Genomic DNA, 19,096 nt, shown 5'->3' with positions numbered 1-19,096 from the left:
GAGCCTTCATGCTGCCCTCCCCCGAGGTCGTCGACCTCTCCCGCCTGCAATTCGGGGCGACTGCGCTGTATCACTTTTTGTTCGTGCCGCTGACGCTCGGCCTGTCGTGGATCCTGGTCATTATGGAATCCGTCTACGTCATGACCGGCAAGCAGGTCTACAAGGACATGACCAAGTTCTGGGGCAAGCTGTTCGGCATCAACTTCGCCATGGGCGTGACCACCGGCATCACCATGGAATTCCAGTTCGGCACCAACTGGGCCTATTACTCGCACTATGTGGGCGACATTTTCGGCGCGCCGCTCGCCATCGAAGGCCTGATGGCGTTCTTCCTCGAATCGACCTTCGTGGGCCTGTTCTTCTTCGGCTGGGACAAGCTTTCCAAGGAAAAACACCTGCTGACGACGTTTTTGGTCGCGCTCGGCTCCAATCTTTCTGCCATGTGGATTTTGATCGCCAACGGCTGGATGCAGAACCCGGTGGGAGCGGCGTTCAACATGGAAACCATGCGCATGGAAATGACGGATTTCGCCGCGCTATTGTTCAACCCGGTGGCGCAGGTCAAGTTCGTGCATACGGTGGCCGCAGGCTATGTGACGGCCTCGATGTTCGTGCTGGGGATTTCGAGCTGGTATCTGCTCAAGAAACGCGATATCGGCTTTGCGCTGCGCTCCATCGCCGTGGCCTCGGGCTTCGGCCTGGCGTCCGTGCTGTCGGTCATTATTCTCGGCGACGAATCGGGCTACACCACGGGCGAAGTGCAAAAGGTGAAGCTCGCCGCCATCGAAGCGGAATGGCACACCGAACCGCCGCCAGCGGCGTTCACGCTGATCGGCCTGCCCAACCAGGAGGAGGAGCGCACCGATTACGCGGTAAAGATTCCTTTTGCGCTGGGCCTGATCGCGACGCGTTCCATCGATGAGCCGGTCACCGGCTTGAGCGATATTCGCAAGGAAAACGAGCAGCGCATCCGCGACGGCATGCTGGCTTACGGCGCGCTGGTCAAGCTCAAGCCGGGCGACCGCACTGCCCAGGCCGCGTTCGACCAGTACAAGACGCACCTGGGCTATGGGCTGTTGCTCAAGAAATACACGCCCAACGTCACCGACGCCACCGAAGCGCAGATCCAGCAAGCCGCCAAGGACACCATTCCGCGCGTATTCCCGCTGTTCTGGACCTTCCGCATGATGGTGGGCCTGGGCTTCCTGTTCCTGTTCATTTTCGCGAGTGCGTTCTACTTCACTATCCGCCGCAAGATCGACCAGCAGACCTGGCTGCTGAAACTGGCCGTGTTCGCGATACCGCTACCCTGGCTGGCGGCCGAACTGGGCTGGTTCGTGGCGGAGTACGGACGCCAGCCGTGGACGATCTCGGGCATCCTACCAACCCAACTATCCAGCTCGTCGCTGTCCACCGGCGACCTGAAATTCAGCCTCGCGGGCTTCATCGGCTTCTATACGCTGCTGCTCGTCACCGAGCTTTACCTGATGTTCAAGTATGCGCGCCTCGGGCCGTCCAGCTTGCACACCGGCAAATACCACTTCGAGCAGGCCGCCTGAGGAGAACGTCATGACATTCGACTATGAAACCCTGAAACTGGCCTGGTGGGCGTTCATCGGCGTGCTGCTGATCGGCTTCGCCATCACCGACGGCTTCGATATGGGCGTGACCGCCTGGCTGCCCTTTCTGGGCAAGACCGACGACGAGCGCCGCATCATCATCAACAGCGTGGGCGCCACCTGGGAAGGCAACCAGACCTGGCTGATCACCGCGGGCGGTGCCATTTTCGCCGCCTGGCCGTTCGTCTATGCGGCGGCGTTTTCCGGACTGTATGTCGCGCTGTTGCTGGTGTTGTTCGCGTTGTTTTTCCGTCCGGTCGGTTTCGACTATCGCAGCAAGCTTGCCAGCCCGATCTGGCGCAATACCTGGGATTGGGGCTTGTTCGTGGGCGGCGCAGTGCCTGCGCTGGTGTTCGGCGTGGCGTTCGGCAATCTGCTGCAAGGTTTGCCTTTCCACTTCGACGACACGCTGCGTGCCTTCTACACCGGCAGCTTCTGGGCGCTGCTCAATCCATTCGCGCTGTTGTGCGGCGTCGTGAGCCTGTCCATGCTGATGATGCACGGCGGGATTTACCTGCAATTGAAGACGGACGGCGTGGTGCAGCAACGCGCCCGGCGCGCCACCTTGCTGGCCGGAATGGTCTGCGCCGCGAGCTTTGCACTGGCCGGGGTTTGGCTGTCGGTTGGCATCGAGGGGTATCGCATCGTGTCGATGCCTGACGCTAACAGCGTATTCAATCCTTTAGCCAAGACGGTGGAGAAAGCCGCCGGCGCGTGGCTGGGCAATTACCGCAGCCAACCTTTGACATTGATTGCACCCGCGCTGGGCTTCCTGGGCATTGCCTTCGCCTTGCAACTGGCCCGCATCGGGCGCCAGATTCCGGCCTTCGTATTCAGTTCGCTCGCACTGGCCGGCATCATCCTCACCGCCGGCGTTTCCATGTTCCCCTTCATCATGCCTTCGGCGACCGATCCCAATAGCAGTTTGACCGTGTGGGACGCGGTTTCCAGCAAGAAAACCCTGGGGATCATGTTCATCGTCACCGTGGTCTTCCTGCCGATCATCTTGCTCTACACCTCCTGGGTGTATCGCGTGCTACGGGGCAAGATCACGGAAAAAACCATCCAAGACAACACGCACACCGCTTACTAGGAGCCTTTCATGTGGTATTTCACCTGGATTCTCGGCGTCGGACTCGCACTTGCTTTCGGCATCATCAACGTGATGTGGCTGGAAGCGGACATGCCCGAGGAATAAGCTAGGGCGTGTTCACACTAAATTCACGTATGCGTTGTTTCAGGAAAGCGATGGATGCAAGGCGTGGAGCGCAGCGAATGGTTATTCCATTCGCAAGCTTTGCAACGCAGCAGACGCACTTTCCTGAAACAACCCTCCGGGACGGGGGCCGTTTGAGCGCCCTCCTTTGTCGCAAGCCGCTTGTTGTGAGCGGCACAACCACGCGTCTTGCTTCGCGGATGGCATCTCAAACCGCCCCCGTCGCATTCGCGAATTTAGTGTGAACACGCCCTAGTCGACGCCGTATTGCCGCGTCAGGTAATCGACGATCAGTACGGCGTCCTCGTCGCTGATGGGCGCACCCATGACATTCCGCATCTTGTTCACGGTCGCCGCCCATTTTTCCTTTTTCATGAACGGCGAATTGATCTGGATCATGTCCAGGCTGTGACACATAACGCAATTCGCCATCACCTGCTCCCGCCCGATGCCGGGCTTGAGTTCAATCTGATCTTCCTCCGCCCAGGCCGTACCGGATACTGCAACGGCCAACAGTCCCATCCAAACAGTCTTCTTGGTCATGATTAAACCACCTCCACGGTGATGCGCTGCACGGCGTTGTTATGATAACCGGCGGGATTGAACTGCGGTTCCAACGGTTGGGTATGGCCGGCGTTATTGGTCGCTCGCACCGATAGGCTGTGCGTCCCCGCCGCTTCGGGTTTCCAGGCAAAGGTCCATTGCCGGAACGAGTAGCGGCCGTGGTCGGTACCGAGCTGAGCAAGCTGCCATTGCCGCCCGCCGTCCTGCGACACTTCGACGCGAGCGATGCCATTGCCGCTATCCCAGGCAATGCCCTGCGCCGTGACCGTCTCTCCTCGGGCTAACTTTTGGCCGTCCTTGAGGTTGACGATCAAGGTGTTGACGACCAACTCCGTGACCGGCGTTGTGGCATCACCCTCCTTTTCTTGCGAGGTAAAACGCACACCGGGGAACATATCCCTGGGGATGCGGTAGGCCGGGCTCATCCAGAACGACTTGGCAGGCCGGGTCAGGGCCGCGATAGAAACGACTTTCTTCACCCAATAGGTCGCCGCCCAACCTGGCACGACCATCCGCACCGGTCCGCCGTTGAGATGAGGCAAGGGTGCGCCGTTCATTTCGTAGGCGATCAACGTGTCTTCGTGCAAAGCCTTGTCCAGCGGCAGGCTTTTGACGAAATCGGGTGTTTTTTCATAAGCCGGGGTATCGGCGCCGTTGAATTCGATCTCGACGGTTTTTGCATCGAGGCCGATCCGCGCCAGCACGTCCTTGAGCCGCACGCCTTTCCATACCGCATTGCCCATGGCGCCCTTTTCCCACTGCACGCCGGGCACGTGGGGATTGGAAAGACCGCGACGATTGCCTGCACATTGGCAAACAGCTGTGATTTCAGCCGCCTCGAATTCGTACTTGAGCTGATCTAATGTTAGCGTCATTCCCTGCCGGACGCCCTCCCCGCCAATATCCAGACGCCATGCACGATCCTCGATCTCCGGAATCTGGCTCAAATGCCAGCGCACGAAAAAGGCATCATTGGGGGTGATCACGCTGGAAAAATACTCGATGGGCGTTTCATAATTGATCGGCCGGTAAGTGCGTTTGATCAGCGGTCGCTTGCCAGGGAGGCTTTCCAGCAGGGAGGCAGCGATGGTACCGGCAGGCAGTTCGGTGGCAGCAACCCAACGCGGCACAAGGCTTGCACCGGCACCTACCAGCAACAAATCGGCGGCGCCTTTCAAAAACTTTCTTCTCGTTAGCATGATTCTCCTCTTTGAGTTCTCGTTATATAGCTCGCGCGGCACTGGCAGTCAGGTAGGCTCCCATCAAGAGCACGAACAACCCGAACACCAGCTTAAGCGTATGTCCGTTCAGCTGGTTTGCGATACTGGCCCCCAGCCATCCGCCCACTAGCACCCCGGCCGCGACGATGCCGGCGACCTTGAGATCGACGTTGCCGCTGCGGTAGTACTCCGTCACGGCAGCTAGTCCCACCGGGGGCAGCAGGATCGCCAGGCTGGTTCCCACGGCGGCGTGCTGGCTGAACTTGGCCCAGTACATCAAGGCGGGAACGATGAGAATGCCGCCGCCGATACCGAAGATGCCCGACGAAACGCCGGCACCCAGGCCGATCACGAGCAGTATCAGGAGATAAGGTGTTGTCATGTCAGGCATCCTTTTCAAGTTAACAGCCGAGGCCGGTGCTTTTCGTGATGGACTACGCCCATCGTTCGAGGCCCACGATTCATCATGGGACAGCACTTTAAAACTCGGAAAACTACTTATCAAACGAATACTTTTTGTGATATCTATCGATTAATTCGATATAGAGACTTCCACCATGCGACTAACGCTTCGGCAACTCCAGATATTCACCGCTATCGCACGCAGCGGCAGCACCACGGCCGCCGCAGAGCAGATCAGCTTGTCGCAATCCGCCGTGAGTGCCGCCGTCAAGGAACTGGAGCAAAGCCTCGGCCTGGAGTTGTTCGACCGCGTGGGAAAACGCCTGCTGCTGAACGACCACGGGCGCGCGATCCTGCCGCAAGCCATGGATCTGCTGAGCAACGCGGAGAGCCTGGAACTGCTGTGCCACGGCAACGCCCCTTGCCAGCTGCGAATCGGTGCCAGTCTGACTATCGGTAATTATTTGCTGCCCGATTTGCTGGCCGATTTCTTGCGCAATCAGGGCTTCGACATCCATGAAACGACCCCGCCGCTTAAGGTCGTGGTGGCGAGCACGAGCGATATTGCCGGCCGGGTGGAAAACTACGATGTGGATATCGGACTGGTGGAAGGCTTGTGCAATCGCCCGACGATCCGGAGCGAAGCCTGGCTGGACGACGAGTTGGTCATCGTTGCGGCCCCCGACCATCCCGTCATCGAGGCCGCAAAAGATGGACGCATCCCGCTCGAACGTCTGGCCCAAGCCAACTGGCTGTTGCGCGAAACCGGTTCAGGTACGCGAGAAGCGCTGGAACAAAGGCTGCTGCCCAAGCTGGGACATATCAAGAGCACACTGGAATTCAACGACCACGAAGCCATCAAGCACGCCGCCATGGCCGGGCTCGGCATCGCTTGCCTATCGCGCTGGGCAGTCAAGGACAGGCTCGTCAACGGCCAGCTGTTGGAACTGAATACCGAACTGGGGCGATTGCAGCGACAGTTCAACATCCTGTTGCAGCAGCACAAGCACATCACGCCGGGCATGCGGAAATTCCTGGATTTCCTGCAACGCCCTTCACCGCAAGCTTAGGCTCGCCAGCCGACATTAGCCCACAAGTTGGACAGATAGACTGGTGGTTTTACTCCAGGTGAGCCCCAATGGCGCTTTCGCAGTATGACGTCCTTATCGTTGGCGGCGGTCCGTCCGGATTGACCACGGCGCTTTATCTAGCGCGGTTTCGGCGCAACGTCCTAGTCGTCGACGACGGAAACAGCCGTGCCGTCAAAATCCCGCGTTCGCACAACATGCCCGGCTATCCCGAAGGCGTAATGGGGGCCGAACTGGTCGCGGCAATACGCAAGCAGGCGGCGCATTACGGGGTCGGCTTCCAAAGCGGTCGTATCGTTTCCCAACGCAAGACCGAGCAGGGATTTAGTGCTGAATTGCAAAGCGGGGAAGAAATTGCTGCACGCGAGCTGGTGCTGGCGACCGGGGCCAGCGACATCGAACCGCCCATGCCCTACTTCATGGACGCGGTGCGCTGCGGAGCCTTGCGTTATTGCCCGGTATGCGACGGATACGAGGTGATTGGACAAATGGTGGGCGTGTTGACCGATAACGCCCACGGCATCAGGGAAGCCCTTTACCTGCGCAATTTCACCCACCGCCTGAAGCTGTTCTTCACCCAGCCTTTTGATTTAAGCGCAGAACACCGACTCGCCTTGCAGGAGGCCGGTATCGAAATCGTCGAACATCCGGTAGACAGCATTCGCCAATGGAACGGCGACGTGGTGCTACGTTGCGGGGAAAATGAAAGCCGCTGCGATTCGGTCTACAGCGCGCTGGGGATGCGAGTACATTCGGAATTGGCCCAGGATGCGGACCTGGATGACGACGGTTATATTCAAACCGACGCACACCAGATGACCAACATCGAGGGGCTTTATGCTGTCGGGGATGTGTCGCAAGGACTCAACCAGATCAGCGTTGCGATAGGTAACGGGGCCAAGGCCGCCGCTTCCATTCATTTGGCGCTTGGACGCGCCTGGAAATAACTTCAGTGACTACAGCTTCTGCTACTTGCGAGGATTACAGGCATTCCATGTAATCGGCGTATTCAGCGGGACGCCAGTGCGCATTGAACTGCTTCATCTTTTGTTCCCACTCGAAATCGCTCTTGCATTCCTCGTGCAGCAAACCGTCCGCGATCATGCCGTGGCAATACTTGCAGCTGTTCTTGTGGGCCAGCGGTGCAGCGTACTTATGGCTACTACGGGTCGAACTATAAACTTCTGAATCTGAAGACATCAATCTCATCCTTTTGTTGGGTTTTTAATCTTGTGCAATTAACGGCAACATCTTAATAAAGTTGAATGAAGGTTTTATTAAGATTTCCATTAATGAATAAGCAAGATACGCTCCAATGCTTACTCGAATCTTTCAATGCAATCGCTATGAAACTAAATCCATTGAATTTTTTCATAGGATTGGTGCATGTGACCATGCCAATGCAAAACAGTTCTGGACGGCAATCAACCAGGATTTGTGCAGACACAAGCAGTCGGTGCACCGTTTCGATTCGTTTTCATGGAGCCTAGCGGTATGTCACGCAATGATATTTCGACCACAGCCACGTCAAAATCCCTGTCCCTGCTGCTATTGGTCCTGGCCGTAGCGCTGGTAGCGGCAACGGCCGCTACCGGTATTCATTTCCAGCCGGGGGATTGGTACGAAGCCCTGCAAAAGCCGGCTTGGACGCCGCCCAATAGCGTGTTTCCGCCGGTGTGGAGCTTGCTATACCTGATGATTGCGATTGTTGGATGGCGTGTATTCAGAAGTCGTGACAGTACTGCGATCTGTCTTTGGCTGGCGCAGCTGATGGCGAACGGACTATGGTCGTGGCTGTTCTTCGGCTTGCACCAGCTACCGTGGGCGCTGACCGATATCCTGATCATAGCCGGACTGGTCGGCGCCCTTGTGCAACATTGCTGGAACGTGGACAGATGGGTTTCATTCCTGTTGCTGCCCTACCTGTTATGGGTGCTCTATGCAGCCTCGTTGAATGGGGCCATCCTGCTGCTGAATTGATGCCCTAGCGCATGGCCGCCAGCAAATCCTCGCGGAACTGTTCTAGGTCTTCCACGTCGACGCCGAAATGGACGAGCGCACGTTGATACATCTCATCACCGACTTCCACATCGACATGCGATTCGGAAGTATTGATGATGTACTCGGCGATATGGGCAATGGCGACCAGGGATGTTGCGCCGCTTGAAATGATTGTTTCGGGCAGGTCGTAGACCTCGGGATCGTGGTGGAAACGAATCGCCTGCCCGACGACGGCTGGCAACCCCCATCCGCGCGTGAGCAAATAACCGATGACCGGATGCGTGCACGGATAGAAATCGTTTTCCGCCGTGTATAGCAGTTGGCCGGTTTCGCGGCATCGGTTCAGCAACTGCTCGTAATCGGAAAAACGCTTCATCATGAGCGGGATGCCGATATCGTGGAACAAGGCATAGGTATAGGCGATATCGGGCGAGACGCCGTATTGCCGCTTAGCAATCATGCCCGCCGCCGTCGCCAATGCGGCCGTTCTATCCCAAAACTCCTCGATGAAGCTGGGCGCAATCTTGTGCATGCTGTTGCGAAGCGCGGCAGCAATCACCACGCATACCACATTGCGCATGCCCAGCCTTTCCAACGCAGTACGGATATTGGAAATTGCTACCCCTGCCCGGAACAAGGGGGAATTGGCCAGTTTCAGGGTGGCGGCGGCCAGGGAAACATCGCTGGAAATCCACTTCGAGATTTTCTGAATATCCGGCGATTCGCGCTGGGATTCCTTCAGAACTTCGGTCACGATCGTCGGGCAAGCCGGGATATCAATCGTATTGACCACGGATTCGATATCCTGGTCGCTCAGCTCTCGAGGATGAAATGTCCCCTGATTGATCGAGTGCATATTCAAAATCAAGTCATCTCACTGGAAATCAATTAAAATATATCTGCAATACGGTTTCAGTTTTATCACTTTACTCTAATATTAGGTCGTCCGTAAGTGGTGGACTACATAAGATTTGAGGAATTGGGCGGCTTTCGGGCATTGACAGCGATTTGAATTCCGCCAATAATTAATTCAGGATGGTTTGGTCCTTTTATTTGACCGCACAAAGGAAAACATCATGACCATGGAATACCTTGATACCGAACAGGAATCCCCTCTTGAGGAAGACGAGGTCGTCGTGCATCCTGCCGTCGAAAACATCCTGACGTTCTGGTCGGACGAATCCAGGCAAGCTGCCGAGGTCGCAGAGCGCTTCAAAGGCATAACCTCGCAAAATCAAAACGCGTCTAGCCACTAAATACTGCATTCATTAAACAAAAGAGCCCGGTCTAAATCCGGGCTCTTTTGTTTTACACGTCAAGATTTTCTATCCGCAATACCGCTACCAGCAATTTCTTCAGTAAACCGGTTTCAATAAGCTGTGCTGCTCGCTTAATTTGCCTCGACCGTCATATCCTGCCAACGCTCCCTCCCCGCCCTGATTACGTCGCGCAATCCCAGCGGCACGACGACCAGAAAGCTGACCATCCAAATGACCAGCCACATGTGGAAAGCCCCGCCGAACAATTTTTTCAGCTCGTTGGTATAGGTCAGAATCACTAGCACCGCACCGATCAGCCCGTAAAACCGATAGCCGCCGAACCGAATGTAGTTACGGATGATGGGATTGGGATGATGCGCGCTGGACGCATAAACGAGGATGGAACCGGCGATCCAGATCAACAGCAACGGAAAGATTGGCATCAGCGTGATCGCGATCATCGATAGGATGTTAAATCGCTGTGCGGTTTTCCGTTGCGACTCGGCCGTCAAAATACGCGTTTCCATAACTTGCTCCTGTAATGAGTACTTGGATTTCAAAAGGCTTTCGATGCGTTGAGACGAATGATGTTGTCCGCCTGGCTGAGCGCCTCGCTTAGCTCTCGCTCGTAGACTGACGTCCGATTCGATTCAGTGTCAGTGTTTACAGCGGAGGCCAGCAAATGGGGCTGCCGATTGTTTTCCGAATGTTGGATTTCCACAGTAACCGACATCCCGGGCCGTAGCGGATGTGCCGTCAATTCCTTGGAATCGATGCTGATACGGACCGGCACGCGCTCGACGATATGGATGTAATTGCCGGTGGAATTGTCTGGAGGGAACAGGCTGAACGTGCTACCGCCGGCAGGTTCAATCCCTAGCACCTTACCGTGGTACGTCACTTCCTGGTCGTAGATATGAGCGGTAATCAGTGCATCCTGCCCGGGAGAGACGTTTTTCATGTCCGTCTCCTTGATATTGGCGGTGACCCATAAATCCTTGAGCGGTACAACATTCATGAGCAACTGGCCGGGCGTCAGGTTTTGGCCAGTTTGGACGCGCCGATTGGCCACATAGCCGCTGACAGGAGATCGCAACGTGGTTCGGTGGCATTGGATGTAGCTCGCGACGTATTCGGCCTTTTCCTTCAATACCCACGGATTGTTTTGCACCGTGGTATTGGCGACCAGCGCGCGCGACTTGCCTGTTTTTGCCTCTGCCGCGAGGATTTGCTGATCCAGGATGGCGAGGTCGGCCACGGCATCCGCCACCTTCTGACCGGCGATGGCACCCTCCGCTTCTGCTTGGCGATAGCGCGCGAGATCGTCGGCGATCTTGGCCCTCTGCGCCTTGAGGCTGGCCAATTCGGCTTCGGTTTGCTGCACTTCGGAAAACTGGCTGCGCGTCTTGCGCACAGCCTCAGCCAGGTTGGCGGCGGATTTTTCCAGTTGCTCCGTCATCAGGTGCAATTCCTGGCTGAGCAAGGGCTGGCCTGCTTCCACGTACATCGAATTATCGACGTTCACCTTGACCACGATTCCCGGCACAAGCGCCTGGACGGGAATGATGTTGCCCATCACGTAGGCGTCGTCGCACACTACATGCGGCCGCAAGAACAAATACCAGTATGACAAGCTGCCGACACCTGCCACCGCCATCAGCGCCCAGGCATAGCGCAAGCGGTGATACCGCGTCCTGACCTTGTTATCGGACATCCGCTACTCCCTGGAATTCACCGCCCAGTGATGTGGCAAGATCCGTCATGGCCGCCAGCCATTGCAGCCTCGTTTCCATGAGGCTCATTTCAGCTTGATTCAATTTGGTTGTTGCTCCTATTTCTGCTGATTGATCGTTAAGTCCGGCCCGATACTCGGCGGCGGCGACACGTGCATAGGCCTGCATCTGGCTCAAGGCCTCCTCCTTGTCGGCGAGCATCTGCCGGGTGTTGTCCATATCCGCCAGTCCCGTGGCGACTTGTCGTGCGGCCGTAAAAACAGCTTGGTTATAGGCGTAGATGGAGGCTTCGTAGGCGGCGGCGTTTGCAGCGAAACGGCCTTTCAACGTACCTCCGTCGAATATGGGCAGGCTTACCGCCGGGCCGATCGCATAAGTCGCGCTGCCTGTCGAAAGCAAACTGTTGAGCCCGATGCTGTTGAGCCCGATCAAAGCGCGGAGATTGATGTTGGGATAAAACGCTTTTTGCGCGGAGATTTCTGCATGCAGGAAGTATTTGACTTGCCATAGCGCACGCTCGATGTCAGGCCGTTGCGAGAGCGTGTCGAGACCGAGGTTTTCCGGCACGGGCAATGTCGGCGGCAGGCCGGGTGCGATGGCGTTGATCTCTGCGTCGTAATCAGGCCCCTTTCCCAGCAAGGCCGCCAGCGCGAAATGCAAAGCCTGCTGTCGCTGGCGCAAAGCCGACAATTTGGCTTTTTCCCCGGCAATCGAGGCATTCTGGGCAATCGCCCGCGAAGAGGATTCCAAGCCCGCCCGATAAGCCGCACGCATGACGGCATGCCCGGCTTCGGCAAGGTGAATCACCTCATCCTGCTTGTTCAACATCCATCCTGCCGTCTTGAGGGCGAAGTAGGTTTTGATGATGGCCGCTCTCAGCAGGAGTTGGCTCTCCTTGTAGCTAGCGCGCGCGGCCTCGGTCCCGGCCTGGGCCATGTCCACGTTTTCCTGCTCCTGGCCGAATAGGTCGATGCGATAGCTCAGCATCAGCGGATTGATGTTGGCGACGGTATAGGTCTTGCCGTTGTAGATGGCGTGGTCGCCGTTGTCGGAGCGATGCATGCGCGTCATGTCGTCGGCCGTATCGAGATGCGGCAGCTGTTTCGCGCCCGCCATCACAATCTGCGCTTGCGCCTCGCCGATCCTGGCCTTGGCCTCGGCGAGCCCTGGGTTATCGCGTATGCCGATTTCCAGCAGCTTGTTCAGTTGCGGATCGTCGAATATCGACCACCACTCGTGCATATCAAGCTTGGAAACCGGCGTTACCGCCGGATTACCACGCACCAATGGTGACGGCACCTGGATCTCGCCGATTTGCGGCGGAGCTTCTTTCAAGGCAGGCGCACAAGCGGCGAGCATCACAACCGGCCACAGAAAAACGATCCGTATTATTCGCATCAGGGCTCCTCCCCCAGGCTTTCCACGATCTGCTCCAGTTTCTTGTCCTTGTGGAGGATATGGCGCGAGCGGACCAGCCAGACCATTGCAGCCAGAGCCAGGAAGTACATCCCCAGGAAATGAAACATCGCGTTGAGATTGAGCAGGCCGCTTTGCAAACTAGCCTGGGCATGCATTTCGTGCCGGATCGCTGCCGCTGGCATATCGCCGCTTTGCAGGACTGCATCGAAATAGTTCTGGCTTAGCGCGGCATCCGGGCCATTGAGGTAATTGCGATGTCGGGCCAGGTAATGGTCCCAGGTAATGTCCGAGATGGTGATCGCCAGCCCCGCAGCCATGTTTCTGAAGGCATTGAGCACATCGATGCCGTGCAGTTGTTCGGCATCGGGTACGTTGCTCAAGGCGATGTGGTTGAGCGAGATGAACAACAACCCAAGGGCCGCGCCCTCAAGGAACTGCGGCCACAGCAAGGTTTCCCATGTAGCAGGACGCGCATAAAGACTCATCCACCAAAAGCTGGCTGCCAGGCCCACGAATGCCACTGTCGCCAACAATCGCGGATCGTAACCGCGATGCAAGAGGTGCTGCGCCCAGAGATTAAGCGGTTTGGAAAAGGCAAACAGCGGTAGAAATAGCAGCCCCGCGTGCCATGCCGTAAAACCTTCCACGGTTTGAAGGCGAATGAGGTACTGCACGATGGAGCTCTGCAAGCCGATGAAAGCCAAGCATAGGATGACGAAGCCAAGGCGAAAATTGGGGTAGCGGAAAATGGCGGTTTTCAGGATGGGATGCGTGGCGTGGCGGTTGTGAATACAGAACAACGTCGCGAACAGCACAAAAAGCGAGCCGATCCACCACAAACCATATTCATTGCTGGTCATGTCGCTGATCAAGCCGACATCGAAGAACTCCTGCAGTGCAATGGCAGCGCCGCCGAACAACAGGAACGAGCGCCACGGCCCAGCTAATGGAGGAACTTCGCTCATCTTTTGCGCCTCAGGCCGTTCCGTCAACGCCCATAAAAAGACAGCCACGCACAGGCTTGCCGCAAACGAAACAACGAACAACCAACGCCAGTCCCCGAGCTTGTAGGCAAAAAAACCGCCTAACGCCGGGCCGATGGAAAACGGCGCAAACACGGCCAGGCTCCATAGCGAGACAGCCACTTTCTGGTGGGATTTCTTGTATTGATCGAGCAGTAACGCCAGCGATGGCGACAGGCTCAACCCGGCGGCCAGCCCCTGCAACGTCCGGGCAAAGGTGAATATCGGGTAGTAGCGAGTGGACAGTAAGACAAGCAGGCTGGCGAAAGCGAACAATACATAGGCGGAAATGGCCGCATCGCGAGCGCCGAGCCGTGCCATCAAGGGGCGCGCCAAGAGAAATGCGGCGCCCATGGCGATGAAATAATTACTCTGCCCCCAGACCGCATACGCGAGCCCCTCGCCGATGCTTCCGGCCACATAGGGCAGCATAGGTAGATAAGCGCCGGCGCTCAGGATACTGACGAAGTGCCCGACCCCCAGCACCAGGTTGAGCAAGATGAAATGTAGCGGCGACAGCTCGCGCGAACAGGCTGCCCAACCCAAGGTCCATCGTCCTGCATCCAAAACTGCCGTTTTCATACCCGCCTCTGCCGTTTTATTGCGGCAGAGCTACAAACTCAACCGTTAAACAAAGACGGCCAGTATAGATAGACGGTAGAAATAAAAATAATGAAATATAATGCTATTTAAATTCAATTATTTTGATATTAAATGGATATCAACCTCGCGCGTACTTTCCTGGAAATCGTCAGAACTGGCAGCTTTATCGCGGCATCGCAAAACCTTCACGTGACCCAAACCACCGTCACGGCACGCATTCATTCATTAGAGTCTCTTTTAGGTTGTCGGTTGTTCATTCGCAACAAAGGCGGAGCCAAGCTGAGCGATAACGGCAAGCGCTTTGTAATGTATGCGAGCCAGCTCGTCGAATCGTGGGATGCAGCGCGGCGCGATTTGCCCTTGCCTACAGGTACCGAACGCATCATCACCATCGGCGGCGAAATCAGCTTATGGAACCCGCTATTGCTGAGCTGGATGAAGGAACTGCGCGCGCAGAAACCGGAGTTGGCCTTGCGCGTGGAAGTCGGCGAGCCTGCCTCATTGCATCAAAAGCTGGAACGCGGCGTCATGAGCGCTGCCATCGTCCATTTGCCCGAATACTGGATGGGCATGCAGGTCGAACAAATCTGCGAGGAAAAGCTGGTCATGGTGCGCTCTGCCAAAGGCGCCGAGCCCTATGTGCTGATCGACTGGGGAGACGAGTTCATCGCCCAGCATCACGCGGCCCTGCCCCAACTGTCGCGAGCCGGACTCTCCGTCAACCTGGGGCCGCTGGCGCTACCCTATCTCCTTGAAAACGGCGGTAGCGGATATTTTCGTACCCGCGTGGTGCAAAGCTATCTGGACGAGGGTTCGCTGGAGCGTGTCAAGGATGTCCCTGAATTTTCATATCCCGCCTACGTGGTTTACCCGCGCAACCAGGATCGGGAACTGATGGAGGATTTGCTGCCCATTCTTAAAACCGTCGTGGAGAAGGAATTCGACTGGTCGCAGCGGTTTAGCTGGGATAAGTAGCTTACGCGACCCGAAGACGCCTCAGTGTGTCATTTGGGCGTACAGCAAGGGCAGTTCTTTCGGCAGATCTTCAGGCTTGCGAATAAGCGCATAGCCGCTTGGGCCGAACAGGTGCGGCAGATAGTCGTTAGCCTCTCGATCTATCGTTACGCAAAAAGGTCGCAATCCCAGCGCACGGGCCTCACGAATCGCCTCGCGCGTGTCTTCGATGCCATAGCGGCCTTCGTAGCGGTCAAGATCGTTGGGTTTGCCGTCGGTGAGCAGCAACAACAGACGCTGGCTGTTGGGCTGCTCCGCAAGCAGTTTCGAACCCTGCCGAATGGCGGCGCCCATGCGGGTGTAATAGCCGGGTTTAATGGCGGTGATGCGGCCCCGCGTTTGGCCGTCGTAGCGTTCGTCGAAGCTCTTGAGACGGTGAAAACGCACGTGGCTGCGCTTGAGCGAGGAAAAGCCGTAAAGCGCGAAGCGGTCGCCCGTAGCAGAAAGCGCCTCCGAGAACAGAAACAGGCTGTCGCGAATGACGTCGATCACCCGTGCATCGTTGGAAGCATAAGCATCCGTAGACAAGGACAAATCGGCCAGCAGCAAACAGGCCAGGTCGCGCTGGCGGTCGATATGCGCCCGATACAGCCCGCGTTCCCCACCGCCTAATCCGGCCAGGCGATCGGTCTCGTGCAGCAGCCACGCGTCGAGGTCGATTTCCTCACCTTCCGGTTGCATCCTGAGCCATTGCTTTGTTGGAGCCAGCGCCTGGAATTGGCTGCGCAGACGGCGTGCAGTACGACGCAGCGGCTGCGGCAACTCGCACGGTGCGGCCTGTCGTGCGACCATTTCCTGCAAGCGGCAATAATCGGGTTGAAGCACCCGCTTTTTCCAATCCCACTCGGGCAAGGAAATGCCTTCGCCCAGCACGGCGTCATCCTCCGCGGCTGCTGGCAAATCGAGATCAAAGCGCAATCGTGCCGCACTCGTTTGAGCGTCGCGAGCGACGGTAAGACTGTCCATGTCTTCCGCGGCACGGGCCGCATTGTCAGCATGCTCTTCCTCGTCCTGTGGACGGTTGACCTTGATGTATTCCGTCCACGAAAACAGGCTCTCGGCGCGGAACAGCATGAGAAACCCGTCCTTGCCATCGGGCATCTCTTCGCGCTCTGCCACGAGCTTGCGGCGGCTCTGCGCCGTTTCCTTTGATGCCGACTCGCGCTCCGGTGCGCCCTCCCCGGCTGCCGTCTTGCCGGTTTTGGCGAGCGGCGGATTCGGATGCAGCCATAGCGGCACCGGTTGAAACGGTCGCCGTGCAGACGGTAAATCATCGACTGAGCCCGGTTTCAGCAAGGCGGCGCGGATGGCATGTTCCTGCGCGGCCTCGTCCTCCGGCAAAATTGTCGGCAGACGGCGCAATTTCAGGAACGCTTCGACCAGACGTTGATAGCGTGTCTTAAGACCAGGGAAGCGTTGCAATGTCTGTTGCGTCGCCTGCTGGTTGCGGACGATCCACGGCTGGCTTTCGTCGATCTCTGCCGCAGAAAGGGCAACCAGCCAGAGGTAAAGGTCGCGGTTAAGGCTGCGCTCGGCGAACAAATCGATGCGTTCAGGCAGTCTGAGCGTCTCGCCGTCGCGCCAGCACAGTTCGACCTTCTCCCCGCTCGCCGCAAGGCGTTCCAGCCAGCGACGCCGCGCACCGTGGCGTGTAGAGGGTGCCGCAGAAAGATTAAGTCCGCCATCGCCGCCTAGGGCACGGAAAAACACACCAGCAGTCTTGCCGATCTCATCCAGCGAGACAACCGCTTCGGCATGGCGCCTATTCGCCGCGCGGGTCACCAGTTTGTGCCAGAGTTTGCCTACGTGCTCTTCCATGTCAGTTCACTTTCAAAATGGGGATCACTCGCGAGCGGCGAGTTCTTGCAGTGGACCGGTCTGCCTTATCCAGCGCCGCCTCTCCCGCTTGCCATTCGAGCAGCGACTGCCCGTTTTGTGCGATATGGCAGGCACTGATGCAGCTTGCGCACTGGGTACAGGAAAACATGTGGCGCTTGATGGTGCGGGGCTTGAGCCGCATCGGGCAGGCGTTGTCGCAGGCGTTGGTGCAATCGTGGCAGGCCCTGGCGCGGCTGCGGTCGAAGCTCACCACCATGGCTTGCCGGTTCGCCATCCAGGCCAGGCTCTGGAACAGCCCAGCCGCGCAGCCGAAGCGGCAGAACAAATGGCGGGCGAGCATGAATTCGGCAAAGAACAGGGCCATCCCCACGCCTATGAATAGTGTTTGGTTGCGCGTCAGCGTGCCGTGCCAGAGGTTGGCGTAGATTTCCATCGGCGGCAGCAGATAGGTCAGCAAGACCGTCGCCCAGAAGAAAGCGAACATCGCTGCGAGCGGCAGCAGCACCAATAACCAGGCCTTGTGCTGCCTGATTGGCGCAGCGCCTTTGTCCTGCGTCGGCAGCGTTTCGCCATCCCACACGCTATGTTTGCCGATAGCGCGGCGCATGAGCTGGTTGAGGGTCTCCACGACTGAAAAATGCGGGCACAGCCAGCCGCAGTAGAGCCGGCCGTATTTGAGCGAGACGAGGATGACGGTACCCACCAACAAGGCAACCGGCACGAAGCCGCGCAGGAAAATATTGAGCGCGGCTTGCAGCGGCGTGATCTGGTGCGCCAGCAGCGCATCGAGCCCGAGCGTCCAATCCAGCCCGAAGATGACGAAATGACCCTGCACGATGTCTAGCCGGAACAGGTCGAACACGGGCGCGAGCACGAACAGGACGAAGAACCCGCCCTGCACCCAGCGCCGCGTTGCCTGCAAATTGCCCATGATTTAACGGCCGAACGTGGCTTCGATCACTTCATCCAGCGCCGCCGCCGTATCCGGATCGTCGGTCAGCGTCTCGACCAGCGCGGCATGGCAAGCTAAGGCTGGCTCGCAGCCGTCCTTGATGAGCGTAGCGGCGTAGACCAGGAGCCGCGTGCTGGCGACTTCCTCGAGGTCGTGGTCGCGCAAGGCGCGGAAGGCCTGGGCGATAGAGACCAGCCGCTTGGCTGTCATGGGATCGATGCCGGTTTCGCCCATGAGGATAGCTTCTTCCTGCAGCGTAGCGGGAAAATCGAAGCTCAGCGAAACGAAGCGCTGCCGCGTGGACGGCTTCATCCCCTTGAGGAAATTCTGGTAGCCGGGGTTGTAGGACACCACGAGCATGAAGGACGGATGCGCCTCCAGCAGCTCTCCAGTGCGGTCGATGGGCAAAATGCGGCGGTCGTCGGCGAGCGGGTGCAGCACCACGGTCGTGTCCTTGCGCGCCTCCACCACTTCGTCCAGGTAGCAGATGCCGCCCTCGCGCACTGCACGCGTCAACGGCCCGTCACACCACACAGTTTCGCCGTTGGCGATGAGGTGCCGCCCGACGAGATCGGCCGCCGTCAGGTCGTCATGGCAGGCCACGGTGTAGAGCGGAAGGCCGAGCCGTGCCGCCATGTGCGCGACGAAGCGCGTCTTGCCGCAGCCCGTCGGCCCCTTGATGAGCAGCGGCAGCGTATTGCGCCAGGCACGCTCGAACAGCTCCACCTCGCTGCCGTTGGGTTTGTAAAACGGAATCGCTTCCGCCGTTTCCTTGAGATTGGTCACCGCAGACATCATTGCACCCCCATGAGATAAGCCGCGGCAATCAGCCCGCCGACCAATATGAAATAAACGAGAACGAGCGCCCGCCAGCCCCAATACGCATGACGCACCCCCATGAAATAGTTCGCCACCATCTGGCCCTTGATGAGCGCGATGACCAGCAACGCCAGCATCGCCCCCTTGCCCGCCAGCCCGGTTTCGCCGATACGCCAAGTCGTGATGGTGAGTCCGACGAGCGCCAGCCAGATGAAGGTAGAGAATGTATCCGTCTTCATTTCATCCCCCTCGGAAGCCCTGAACAAATGGCTGCGCGGGCAAATCGCTGTGTTGCGCGGTGCTCATTCCCTCGCCTATCCAATTGA

The 19,096-nt window shown here is 57.7% G+C and carries 21 protein-coding genes; 8 read left to right on the top strand and 13 right to left on the bottom strand.

The window, feature by feature from the left end; translation table 11 throughout:
* Positions 1-8 precede the first annotated feature (8 nt).
* Genes NMK_RS03100 through cydX form a run of 3 tightly spaced genes read left to right on the top strand, consistent with a single transcriptional unit; the run spans position 9 to position 2,817 of the window.
* Positions 9-1,559 (top strand): cytochrome ubiquinol oxidase subunit I, encoded by a 1,551-nt coding sequence (locus tag NMK_RS03100; protein WP_109014291.1) that lies wholly within the window; start codon positions 9-11, stop codon positions 1,557-1,559.
* Positions 1,560-1,569: 10 nt separating this feature from the next.
* A complete protein-coding gene (cydB, locus tag NMK_RS03095) occupies positions 1,570-2,712 on the top strand; it encodes a cytochrome d ubiquinol oxidase subunit II (RefSeq protein ID WP_109014290.1) in 1,143 nt (380 codons plus the stop codon).
* Between the two features lie 9 nt (positions 2,713-2,721).
* Complete coding sequence (gene cydX / locus NMK_RS03090) at positions 2,722-2,817, top strand: cytochrome bd-I oxidase subunit CydX (protein ID WP_109014289.1); 96 nt, start codon at positions 2,722-2,724, stop codon at positions 2,815-2,817.
* A 270-nt stretch (positions 2,818-3,087) separates the two neighbouring features.
* Here cydX and NMK_RS03085 read toward each other — a convergent pair whose 3' ends face one another.
* From NMK_RS03085 to NMK_RS03075, 3 genes are read right to left on the bottom strand one after another with little or no spacing between them, the layout of a single operon-like run.
* The gene (locus NMK_RS03085; protein ID WP_109014288.1) at positions 3,088-3,378 is read right to left on the bottom strand and encodes a c-type cytochrome; all 291 of its coding nucleotides are present in this window, start codon (positions 3,376-3,378) and stop codon (positions 3,088-3,090) included.
* A 2-nt stretch (positions 3,379-3,380) separates the two neighbouring features.
* Complete coding sequence (locus tag NMK_RS03080; RefSeq protein ID WP_109014287.1) at positions 3,381-4,598, bottom strand: molybdopterin-dependent oxidoreductase; 1,218 nt, start codon at positions 4,596-4,598, stop codon at positions 3,381-3,383.
* Positions 4,599-4,620: 22 nt separating this feature from the next.
* Positions 4,621-5,001: a sulfite exporter TauE/SafE family protein gene (locus tag NMK_RS03075; RefSeq protein ID WP_109014286.1), complete on the bottom strand. Its 381-nt coding sequence runs from the start codon at positions 4,999-5,001 to the stop codon at positions 4,621-4,623.
* Positions 5,002-5,176: 175 nt separating this feature from the next.
* Here NMK_RS03075 and NMK_RS03070 point away from each other — a divergent pair, with 175 nt between their 5' ends.
* Both NMK_RS03070 and NMK_RS03065 read left to right on the top strand, forming a co-directional pair.
* Positions 5,177-6,091: a LysR family transcriptional regulator gene (locus NMK_RS03070; RefSeq protein ID WP_109014285.1), complete on the top strand. Its 915-nt coding sequence runs from the start codon at positions 5,177-5,179 to the stop codon at positions 6,089-6,091.
* A gap of 68 nt (positions 6,092-6,159) precedes the next feature.
* On the top strand, positions 6,160-7,056 hold the full coding sequence (locus NMK_RS03065) for an NAD(P)/FAD-dependent oxidoreductase (protein ID WP_109014284.1): 897 nt from the start codon (positions 6,160-6,162) through the stop codon (positions 7,054-7,056).
* A 34-nt stretch (positions 7,057-7,090) separates the two neighbouring features.
* Here NMK_RS03065 and NMK_RS03060 read toward each other — a convergent pair whose 3' ends face one another.
* Positions 7,091-7,309, bottom strand: a complete 219-nt coding sequence (locus NMK_RS03060; protein ID WP_109014283.1) for a hypothetical protein — start codon at positions 7,307-7,309, stop codon at positions 7,091-7,093.
* Between the two features lie 294 nt (positions 7,310-7,603).
* Between NMK_RS03060 and NMK_RS03055 the strand changes: the two genes are divergently transcribed.
* Entirely contained in the window at positions 7,604-8,089 is a 486-nt protein-coding gene (locus NMK_RS03055; RefSeq protein ID WP_109014282.1) for a TspO/MBR family protein, read from the top strand.
* A 4-nt stretch (positions 8,090-8,093) separates the two neighbouring features.
* Here the strand turns inward: NMK_RS03055 and NMK_RS03050 are convergent, their stop codons facing one another.
* Positions 8,094-8,966: an HDOD domain-containing protein gene (locus tag NMK_RS03050; RefSeq protein ID WP_109014281.1), complete on the bottom strand. Its 873-nt coding sequence runs from the start codon at positions 8,964-8,966 to the stop codon at positions 8,094-8,096.
* 220 nt (positions 8,967-9,186) lie between these two features.
* Between NMK_RS03050 and NMK_RS03045 the strand changes: the two genes are divergently transcribed.
* Positions 9,187-9,366, top strand: a complete 180-nt coding sequence (locus tag NMK_RS03045; protein ID WP_109014280.1) for a hypothetical protein — start codon at positions 9,187-9,189, stop codon at positions 9,364-9,366.
* 134 nt (positions 9,367-9,500) lie between these two features.
* Here NMK_RS03045 and NMK_RS03040 read toward each other — a convergent pair whose 3' ends face one another.
* The 4 genes from NMK_RS03040 to NMK_RS03025 are packed head-to-tail and all read right to left on the bottom strand — an operon-like array spanning position 9,501 to position 14,125.
* On the bottom strand, positions 9,501-9,896 hold the full coding sequence (locus NMK_RS03040) for a hypothetical protein (RefSeq protein ID WP_109014279.1): 396 nt from the start codon (positions 9,894-9,896) through the stop codon (positions 9,501-9,503).
* 29 nt (positions 9,897-9,925) lie between these two features.
* Positions 9,926-11,083: an HlyD family secretion protein gene (locus NMK_RS03035; RefSeq protein WP_109014278.1), complete on the bottom strand. Its 1,158-nt coding sequence runs from the start codon at positions 11,081-11,083 to the stop codon at positions 9,926-9,928.
* A complete protein-coding gene (locus tag NMK_RS03030) occupies positions 11,073-12,500 on the bottom strand; it encodes an efflux transporter outer membrane subunit (RefSeq protein WP_109014277.1) in 1,428 nt (475 codons plus the stop codon). Before NMK_RS03030 ends, NMK_RS03035 begins: the two co-directional genes overlap by 11 nt.
* Positions 12,500-14,125, bottom strand: a complete 1,626-nt coding sequence (locus NMK_RS03025) for an MFS transporter (RefSeq protein ID WP_109014276.1) — start codon at positions 14,123-14,125, stop codon at positions 12,500-12,502. Before NMK_RS03025 ends, NMK_RS03030 begins: the two co-directional genes overlap by 1 nt.
* A 132-nt stretch (positions 14,126-14,257) precedes the next feature.
* On the opposite strand from NMK_RS03025, the gene NMK_RS03020 reads away from it, so the two are divergent.
* The gene (locus NMK_RS03020) at positions 14,258-15,121 is read left to right on the top strand and encodes a LysR family transcriptional regulator (protein ID WP_109014275.1); all 864 of its coding nucleotides are present in this window, start codon (positions 14,258-14,260) and stop codon (positions 15,119-15,121) included.
* 21 nt (positions 15,122-15,142) lie between these two features.
* Here the strand turns inward: NMK_RS03020 and NMK_RS03015 are convergent, their stop codons facing one another.
* From NMK_RS03015 to NMK_RS03000, 4 genes are read right to left on the bottom strand one after another with little or no spacing between them, the layout of a single operon-like run.
* Positions 15,143-16,978, bottom strand: a complete 1,836-nt coding sequence (locus tag NMK_RS03015) for a nitric oxide reductase activation protein NorD (protein WP_109014274.1) — start codon at positions 16,976-16,978, stop codon at positions 15,143-15,145.
* 1 nt (position 16,979) lies between these two features.
* A complete protein-coding gene (locus tag NMK_RS03010; RefSeq protein WP_109014273.1) occupies positions 16,980-17,930 on the bottom strand; it encodes a 4Fe-4S binding protein in 951 nt (316 codons plus the stop codon).
* Between the two features lie 3 nt (positions 17,931-17,933).
* On the bottom strand, positions 17,934-18,749 hold the full coding sequence (locus NMK_RS03005) for a CbbQ/NirQ/NorQ/GpvN family protein (protein WP_370848363.1): 816 nt from the start codon (positions 18,747-18,749) through the stop codon (positions 17,934-17,936).
* The gene (locus tag NMK_RS03000; protein ID WP_109014272.1) at positions 18,746-19,009 is read right to left on the bottom strand and encodes a cytochrome C oxidase subunit IV family protein; all 264 of its coding nucleotides are present in this window, start codon (positions 19,007-19,009) and stop codon (positions 18,746-18,748) included. Before NMK_RS03000 ends, NMK_RS03005 begins: the two co-directional genes overlap by 4 nt.
* Positions 19,010-19,096 lie beyond the last annotated feature (87 nt).

It is taken from the genome of Novimethylophilus kurashikiensis (assembly GCF_003112435.1).
Taxonomy (GTDB): Bacteria; Pseudomonadota; Gammaproteobacteria; order Burkholderiales; family Methylophilaceae; genus Novimethylophilus; species Novimethylophilus kurashikiensis.
The sequence above is the reverse complement of the archived record's forward strand: the minus strand, read 5'-3'. Positions and strand labels throughout refer to the sequence as shown.

Coding starts and splice junctions, on each gene's coding strand:
- NMK_RS03100 (WP_109014291.1), top strand. CDS start 9: ATGCTGCCCTCCCCCGAGGTCGTCGACCTCTCCCGCCTGCAATTCGGG.
- cydB (WP_109014290.1), top strand. CDS start 1,570: ATGACATTCGACTATGAAACCCTGAAACTGGCCTGGTGGGCGTTCATC.
- cydX (WP_109014289.1), top strand. CDS start 2,722: ATGTGGTATTTCACCTGGATTCTCGGCGTCGGACTCGCACTTGCTTTC.
- NMK_RS03085 (WP_109014288.1), bottom strand. CDS start 3,378: ATGACCAAGAAGACTGTTTGGATGGGACTGTTGGCCGTTGCAGTATCC.
- NMK_RS03080 (WP_109014287.1), bottom strand. CDS start 4,598: ATGCTAACGAGAAGAAAGTTTTTGAAAGGCGCCGCCGATTTGTTGCTG.
- NMK_RS03075 (WP_109014286.1), bottom strand. CDS start 5,001: ATGACAACACCTTATCTCCTGATACTGCTCGTGATCGGCCTGGGTGCC.
- NMK_RS03070 (WP_109014285.1), top strand. CDS start 5,177: ATGCGACTAACGCTTCGGCAACTCCAGATATTCACCGCTATCGCACGC.
- NMK_RS03065 (WP_109014284.1), top strand. CDS start 6,160: ATGGCGCTTTCGCAGTATGACGTCCTTATCGTTGGCGGCGGTCCGTCC.
- NMK_RS03060 (WP_109014283.1), bottom strand. CDS start 7,309: ATGTCTTCAGATTCAGAAGTTTATAGTTCGACCCGTAGTAGCCATAAG.
- NMK_RS03055 (WP_109014282.1), top strand. CDS start 7,604: ATGTCACGCAATGATATTTCGACCACAGCCACGTCAAAATCCCTGTCC.
- NMK_RS03050 (WP_109014281.1), bottom strand. CDS start 8,966: ATGCACTCGATCAATCAGGGGACATTTCATCCTCGAGAGCTGAGCGAC.
- NMK_RS03045 (WP_109014280.1), top strand. CDS start 9,187: ATGACCATGGAATACCTTGATACCGAACAGGAATCCCCTCTTGAGGAA.
- NMK_RS03040 (WP_109014279.1), bottom strand. CDS start 9,896: ATGGAAACGCGTATTTTGACGGCCGAGTCGCAACGGAAAACCGCACAG.
- NMK_RS03035 (WP_109014278.1), bottom strand. CDS start 11,083: ATGTCCGATAACAAGGTCAGGACGCGGTATCACCGCTTGCGCTATGCC.
- NMK_RS03030 (WP_109014277.1), bottom strand. CDS start 12,500: ATGCGAATAATACGGATCGTTTTTCTGTGGCCGGTTGTGATGCTCGCC.
- NMK_RS03025 (WP_109014276.1), bottom strand. CDS start 14,125: ATGAAAACGGCAGTTTTGGATGCAGGACGATGGACCTTGGGTTGGGCA.
- NMK_RS03020 (WP_109014275.1), top strand. CDS start 14,258: ATGGATATCAACCTCGCGCGTACTTTCCTGGAAATCGTCAGAACTGGC.
- NMK_RS03015 (WP_109014274.1), bottom strand. CDS start 16,978: ATGGAAGAGCACGTAGGCAAACTCTGGCACAAACTGGTGACCCGCGCG.
- NMK_RS03010 (WP_109014273.1), bottom strand. CDS start 17,930: ATGGGCAATTTGCAGGCAACGCGGCGCTGGGTGCAGGGCGGGTTCTTC.
- NMK_RS03005 (WP_370848363.1), bottom strand. CDS start 18,749: ATGATGTCTGCGGTGACCAATCTCAAGGAAACGGCGGAAGCGATTCCG.
- NMK_RS03000 (WP_109014272.1), bottom strand. CDS start 19,009: ATGAAGACGGATACATTCTCTACCTTCATCTGGCTGGCGCTCGTCGGA.